This is a genomic window from Shimia sp. (assembly GCF_041624275.1).
GTDB lineage: Bacteria > Pseudomonadota > Alphaproteobacteria > Rhodobacterales > Rhodobacteraceae > Shimia.
On record NZ_JBFJVE010000012.1, the window covers coordinates 21,035 to 27,613 of the forward strand.

Here is a 6,579-nt window from a genome sequence, read left to right on the forward strand (position 1 = left end):
GACGCCAACCCTTTGCCTTTGTGCCGAAATCATCCTAGAGCTTGATAAAGCAATCGGTGCCGGTGACGGGTATGGCCAATTCCTTTCGATCCTTCCTGGGCGAAAGCCTGGACGACGCGGTCAGGACCTGCCGTGGCGGCTGGCGCGTGCTGATCGAAAAGGGGCCGAGCCAGTTCCAGTTCTGGCTCATCAGCCTGCTGATCGGAATTCTCGCCGGTTTCGCGGCGCTGTTTTTCCGCAAGGGAATCGATGCCCTTCAGGCGCTGCTTTACGGCACCGACGACGTCCTGCACCTGCACAGTTTCGCGGATCACCTGCCATGGTACTGGCTGGTGATCGTGCCGGTGGTCGGCGGGCTCGTGGTCGGGCTGATCCTGCACCGGTTCACCCCCGACGGGCGGGTGCGCACCGTGGCCGAGGTGATCGAGGGCGCGGCGCTGCGCGAGGGCCGGGTGGAACGCACCGCCGGCGTCGCCTCGGCCTTTGCCTCGCTGATCACCCTCAGCTCGGGCGGCTCTTCGGGGCGCGAGGGGCCGGTGGTGCATATGGCCGGGGTGATCTCGACCTGGGTCAGCAACTGGATCAAGGCCGACGGCATCACCGGGCGCGACCTGTTGGGCTGCGCGGTGGCGGCGGCGGTCTCGGCCTCGTTCAACGCGCCGATCGCCGGGGCGCTGTTCGCGCTCGAGGTGGTGCTGCGCCATTTCGCGGTGCACGCCTTTGCGCCGATCGTGATCGCCAGCGTCGCCGGCACGGTGATCTCGCGGCTGGAGTTCGGCGATGTGACCGAGTTCCACCTGCCGGTCTCGGGGGCCTTGCAATTCTATCAGGAACTGCCGGCCTTTCTGCTGCTCGGCGGGCTCTGCGGCTTTGTCTCGGTGGCGCTGATGTGGACGATCTTCTGGGCCGAGGACATGGCCAGCCATATTCAGGACCGCACCGGCCTGCCGCGCTGGCTGCGCCCGGCGGTCTCGGGCGGGCTGCTCGGGGTGATGGCGATCTGGTTCCCGCATATCATCGGCGTCGGCTACGAGACCACTTCGGCAGCGCTGACCGGCGAATTGCTGCTGCATGAGGCCATCGTCTTCTGCGTGCTCAAGGTGATCGCGGTCTCGGTGACCATGGCGGGCCGTATGGGCGGCGGGGTGTTCTCGCCCTCGCTGATGGTCGGGGCGCTGACCGGGCTGGCCTTTGGCTGGATCGCCACCAGCGTGTTCCCGGATGTGTCGGGCAATGTCACGCTTTACGCTCTGGCGGGTATGGGCGCGGTGGCGGCGGCGGTGCTGGGGGCGCCGATCTCGACCACGCTGATCGTCTTCGAGCTGACCGGCGACTGGCAGACCGGGCTGGCGGTGATGGTGGCGGTGTCGATCTCGACCGCGCTCGGCTCGCGGCTGGTCGACCGCTCGTTCTTCCTGACCCAGCTCGAAAGGCGCAACATCCATGTGGCGGCGGGGCCGCAGATGTACCTGTTGTCGCTGTTCCGGGTGGCGGGCGTGATGCGCGGCAAGGACGACCCCCGTGCCGCCCCCCCGGAGGCCTGCTGGAAGATGATCTCCGACGGGGTCTATGTCGACGCCAATGCCACGCTCGAGGCGGCGATGCCGATCTTCGAGAAATCCGGGCTGGCCTTTATCCCGGTGGTGACACTGGCCGGAGAGGACCAGCCGCCGGAGCTGCTTGGCGCCCTGTTCCATGTCGATGCGCTCAAGGCCTATAACCGCGCCCTGGCCGCCACGGCGGCCGAGGAACACAGCTGAGGATCACAAGCAGGGCAATGGCTCGGCTCAGATGCGTTCGACCGCGATCCCGTCGACGCTGTAGAACGCCAGGTGATCCTTGATCCGTGCCACCGCTTCCAGCGGCGCCTCATAGCTCCAGACCCGGTCCTTCAGCGTCTGGCTCTTGGTGACGATCGAGTAATAGCTGGCGTCGCCCTTCCACGGGCAATGGCTGGTGTGGTCGCTGCGGTCGAGAAAGGCCATGGCGATGTCCTCGCGCGGGAAATAGATCACCGGCGGCAGCTCCGCCTCGCAAAGTTCCAGCGCGTTGCGGCTTTCGCCGAGAACGGCGCCGCCGGCGCGCACCGACCAGACGCCTTCGGCCTTGCGGATGGTGATGGTTCGGCTCATCGGCGGATCTCCCGGGCTAACGTGGCTTGCGCCGTCCTTCATAGCGGCGCGGTGGCCCGATCCAACCATGTTTGCGTCGCTTTTGCCAGCCGCGGCGACAGCTTCTGACGGCACGTCGCGTGATAGGCGTCGATCCAGTCGCGCTCGGCCCCGGTCAGCAGTTCGGGCAGGATCAGCCGGCGGTCGATCGGGCACCAGGTCAGGGTCTCGAAGCACAGCATCCGGCGCTGCGCGTCACCGCCCTCGGGCGGCGCTGCGGGGCGCACCACCACAAGGTTCTCGATGCGGATGCCGAAGGCGCCGGGCCGGTAATAGCCCGGTTCGTTGGACAGGATCATGCCCGGCTCCAGCGGCACATCGCTGATCCGGCTCAGCCGCTGCGGCCCCTCGTGCACGCAGAGATAGACCCCGACACCATGGCCCAGCCCGTGGTCGAAATCCTGCCCCGCCTGCCACAGCGGCACCCGGCCCACGGCCTCGAGGTGCTGCCCGGCCAGCCCGCGTGGCCAGACCAGGCGCGAGACCGCGATCATGCCTTTCAGAACCCGGGTAAAGGCGGCCTTTTCCTCGGCGCCCACATCGCCCACCGGCAGGGTGCGGGTGATGTCGGTGGTGCCGTCGAGATACTGGCCGCCACTGTCCAGCACCACCAGATCGCCGCCTTGCAGGCTGCGGTTGCTGGCCTCGGTCACCCGGTAATGGATCACCGCGCCATTGGGGCCGCTGCCGGCAATGGTGTCGAAGCTGATGTCCAAGAGCGCCCCGGTGTCGCGCCGGCACTGCTCGAGCCGGGTGACGAGGTCGATCTCGCTGATCCCGCTCTCGGCATGGGCGTCATACCAGCACAGGAACTCGCACATGGCCGCGCCGTCGCGCAGATGCGCCTGCGCGGTGGCGGCAATCTCGGCCTCGGACTTGCGCGCCTTGGGCAGGGCGCAGGGGTCGGCGCCCCATTCATACGCCACGCCCTTTTGGTCGAGCAGATCCGGCACCCGCGCCGGCACGCTCGCGCGATCGAGCCGCAGGGGCCCCTTGGCGGCGGCAAGATGAGCCTCGAAACCCTCGAGGGGTTCGATCCGCACCGCCTCGCCGAGATGGGCGCGCACCGCCGCGCTCAGCTTGCGCGCGTCGATGAACAGGGTGACGCGGGCATCGGCATGGAGAATGGCGAAGCCGTGCGCCACCGGGTTGCGCGGGATGTCGGCGCCGCGGATGTTGAGCAGCCAGGCGATGGAATCCGGCAGTGTCAGCACCGCGGCGCTTTGCCCGGCCTCCTGCAAGACCTTGGCCAGCCGGGTGCGTTTCGCGGCATGGCTTTCTCCGGCCAGCGCCTCGGGGTAGATGCCGACCGCGCCGAGCGGCGGTGCCGGCTGGTCCGGCCAGACCGCAGCGATCGCATCCTCGCAGGCCACCAGCGCGATGCCGCTGCCGGCCAGCTCTTCGCGCAGCGTCGCGATCTCGCCGGCGGTGTGAAACAGCGGGTCATGGCCGATCCGGCCGCCCTCGGGAAGATGTTCGCGCAGCCAGTCCGCGAGCCGGGTCTCGGGCCAGGGCACCGGGGTGAAATGCGCCGGGTCGACCTGTGTGCGCACCTGTTCGCGATAGCGCCCGTCGATGAAGACGCCGGCCCGGTCGGGCAGCACGGCGCAGAAGCCGGCCGAGCCGGTAAACCCGGTGAGCCAGGCCAGCCGATCATCGCGCGGCGCCACGTATTCGCCCTGATGGGCATCGGCGCGCGGCACCAGGTAGCCGTCAACCCCGAGCCCGGCCAGATGGGCCCTCAGGGCGGCGAGCCGCCCGGCCCCCTGCGCCGGATCCGAGGTGGTCTCGAAACTCTGCAACATCACGTCAGGCCCCCCAATGGCTTTTTCTCTTGCCGCAAATATCCCGGGGTGAGCGTCCAAAATGCCTGCATTTTGGACGTGAGGGGCAGCGCCCCTGCCACCGGCCGCCCTCAGCCGACCCGTTTCATCCCCAGCACCCGCGCCCGTTTGCGCGGATCGCTGTCGAACAGCCCGGCCAGCTGCTCGGTCATCGCCCCGGCCAGCTGCTCGACATCGGTGATGGTCACCGCGCGCTGGTAATAGCGGGTCACGTCATGGCCGATGCCGATTGCCAGCAATTCCACCGCCTTGCGTTTCTCCACCATGGCGATCACGTCGCGCAGGTGCTTTTCCAGATAATTGGCCGGGTTCACCGACAGCGTGGAATCATCCACCGGCGCCCCGTCGGAAATCACCATCAGGATCTTGCGCGCCTCGGGGCGCATGATCATCCGCCGATGCGCCCATTCCAGCGCCTCGCCGTCGATGTTTTCTTTGAGCAGCCCCTCTTTCATCATCAAGCCGAGATTGTCGCGCGACCGGCGCCAGGGCGCGTCGGCGGATTTGTAGATGATGTGGCGCAGATCGTTGAGCCGTCCCGGCTGTTGCGGGCGGCCCTCGTTCAGCCATTGCTCGCGGCTCTGGCCGCCTTTCCAGGCGCGGGTGGTGAAGCCGAGGATCTCGACCTTGACGCTGCAGCGCTCGAGGGTGCGCGCCAGCACGTCGGCGCAGATCGCGGCGATCGAAATCGGCCGACCGCGCATCGAGCCGGAATTGTCCAGAAGCAGCGTCACCACCGTATCGCGGAACTCGGTGTCTTTCTCCTGTTTGAAGGACAGGGGCGTGGTCGGGTTGGCCACCACGCGCGCCAGACGGCCGGCATCAAGGATGCCCTCTTCGAGGTCGAACTCCCACGACCGGTTCTGCTGCGCCTGCAGGCGGCGCTGCAACTTGTTGGCTAGCCGCGACACCGCGCCTTTCAGCGGTTCCAGCTGCTGGTCGAGATAGGCGCGCAGGCGCTCGAGCTCGATCGGCTCGGCCAGATCCTCGGCGGCGATCTCTTCGTCAAATTCGGTCCGGAACACCACATAGTTCGGGTCGGCATCGGAAATGGGCTGTGGCGCCGGCGGCTCGAGCGGCGCCTCGCCCTCGGGCATCTCGATATCCTCGCCCATCTCCTCGTCGGACATCTCGTCCATCGACACCTGGGCCTCGGACATGTCCTGCTGCTCGTCCTGGGACTGTTCGGGGCTGGCCTCGGCGTCGTCATCCTGGCTGTCATCCTGACCGGTCGAGTCGGGATCGGGCTGTTCCTCGGCCTCTTCGCCGTCGTCCTCCTGATCCTCGTCCTCGGCGTCCGGATCCTCGCCCAGCTGGTCGCCATAGCCGAGATCCTCGATGATCTGGCGGGCAAAGCGGGCAAAACCCTGCTGGTCGGACAGTGTCTCGGAAAGATCGCCCAGATGCGCGCCGGCACTCTGCTCGATATAGCCGCGCCACAGCTCCATCACATTGGCGGCGGCGGGCGGCATGTCGCGCCCGGTGGCGAGGTGGCGGATCAGATAGCCGGCGGCGGTGGCCAGCGGCGCATCCGAGGCGCTGGTGATCTGGTCATAGCCGCGCCCGCGCGCCTCATGTTCGATCTTGGCGTCGATATTGCCCGCCGTGCCCGGCATGTCGCGGGCGCCCATGGCCTCGCAGCGGGCGGTTTCCATCGCCTCGTAGAGATCGCGCGCCATGCCCTGCTGCGGGGCATATTTGGCGTGGGTCTCGGCGTCGTGATACCTGAGGTTCAAGGCCAGCGCGTCGGCGGTGCCGCGCGCCAGCAGCACCTCGTCGCGGGTCATGCGGCGGCTGACCTGCGGCAGGCGCACCTGTTCGCCCGAGATGCCCGAGGGGTCGACGGTGAAGCTGACCGACAGTTCCGGGTTGTCGGCCAGGACCTTGGTGGCCTCGGCCAGCGCCTTCTTGAACGGATCGGCGGGGTTGTCGTTGGGTTTTTTCATCACAGCACCAATACCAGAGGGCAGCGTCCGGCCCAACAGAGGGAGCGAGAAGCGCTCGCCCTGTGGGGAGCGGGCCCGGCGCTGACCGGCGGCAGCCGCCGGCCCTTGCACATCTCAGTTATACCGGAAACCAAGGCCCGGTTGATCCACGCAGATGATATGCGTGGCAGGCGGCTCACCCCAGACTCACGCTGGCCGCGCTTTCCGGCAGTTCCTCGTCGAACAGGCGCTGGTAGAACTCGGCCACGGTCTGGCGCTCGAGCTCGTCGCATTTGTTGAGGAAGGTGAGGCGGAAGGCATAGCCGACGTCGCGGAAGATCTCGGCGTTTTCGGCCCAGGTGATCACCGTGCGCGGGCTCATCACCGTCGACAGATCGCCGTTCATGAAGGCGGTGCGGGTGAGGTCGGCGACGGTCACCATCTGGTGCACTTTCTTGCGCCCGGCCTCTGTGTTGTAATGCGGGTTCTTCGACAGCACGATATTGGTCTCGGCATCGATCGACAGGTAGTTCAGCGTCGCCACCAGCGACCAGCGGTCCATCTGCGCCTGGTTGATCTGCTGCACACCGTGATAGAGCCCGGTGGTGTCGCCAAGGCCGACCGTGTTGGCGGTGGCAA

Annotated in this window: 4 protein-coding genes and 1 pseudogene; 1 reads left to right on the forward strand and 4 read right to left on the reverse strand. The window is 67.4% G+C overall.

All coding sequences use genetic code 11. The features are described 5' to 3' along the window. Window positions 1–71 precede the first annotated feature (71 nt). Window positions 72–1,760 carry a chloride channel protein gene (locus ABZD10_RS02100; protein ID WP_372884447.1) on the forward strand — a complete coding sequence of 563 codons (1,689 nt, stop codon included), beginning with the start codon at window positions 72–74 and terminating at the stop codon, window positions 1,758–1,760. Window positions 1,761–1,787: 27 nt separating this feature from the next. Here ABZD10_RS02100 and ABZD10_RS02105 read toward each other — a convergent pair whose 3' ends face one another. The 4 genes and pseudogenes from ABZD10_RS02105 to ABZD10_RS02120 all read right to left on the reverse strand — a co-directional run. Then, window positions 1,788–2,132, reverse strand: coding sequence for a DUF427 domain-containing protein (locus tag ABZD10_RS02105; protein ID WP_372884448.1), 345 nt, complete (start codon window positions 2,130–2,132; stop codon window positions 1,788–1,790). 38 nt (window positions 2,133–2,170) lie between these two features. Beyond that, window positions 2,171–3,976 (reverse strand): aminopeptidase P family protein, encoded by a 1,806-nt coding sequence (locus ABZD10_RS02110; RefSeq protein ID WP_372884451.1) that lies wholly within the window; start codon window positions 3,974–3,976, stop codon window positions 2,171–2,173. Between the two features lie 110 nt (window positions 3,977–4,086). Continuing rightward, complete coding sequence (gene cobT / locus ABZD10_RS02115; protein ID WP_372884449.1) at window positions 4,087–5,961, reverse strand: cobaltochelatase subunit CobT; 1,875 nt, start codon at window positions 5,959–5,961, stop codon at window positions 4,087–4,089. Between the two features lie 175 nt (window positions 5,962–6,136). Next, a pseudogene (locus tag ABZD10_RS02120) lies at window positions 6,137–6,579 on the reverse strand (cobaltochelatase subunit CobS); the annotation flags it as partial.

What these genes read in the sequence shown, in the direction of transcription:
- cobT (WP_372884449.1), bottom strand. Translation starts at nt 5,961, where the DNA reads ATGAAAAAACCCAACGACAACCCCGCCGATCCGTTCAAGAAGGCGCTG.
- ABZD10_RS02100 (WP_372884447.1), top strand. Translation starts at nt 72, where the DNA reads ATGGCCAATTCCTTTCGATCCTTCCTGGGCGAAAGCCTGGACGACGCG.
- ABZD10_RS02110 (WP_372884451.1), bottom strand. Translation starts at nt 3,976, where the DNA reads ATGTTGCAGAGTTTCGAGACCACCTCGGATCCGGCGCAGGGGGCCGGG.
- ABZD10_RS02105 (WP_372884448.1), bottom strand. Translation starts at nt 2,132, where the DNA reads ATGAGCCGAACCATCACCATCCGCAAGGCCGAAGGCGTCTGGTCGGTG.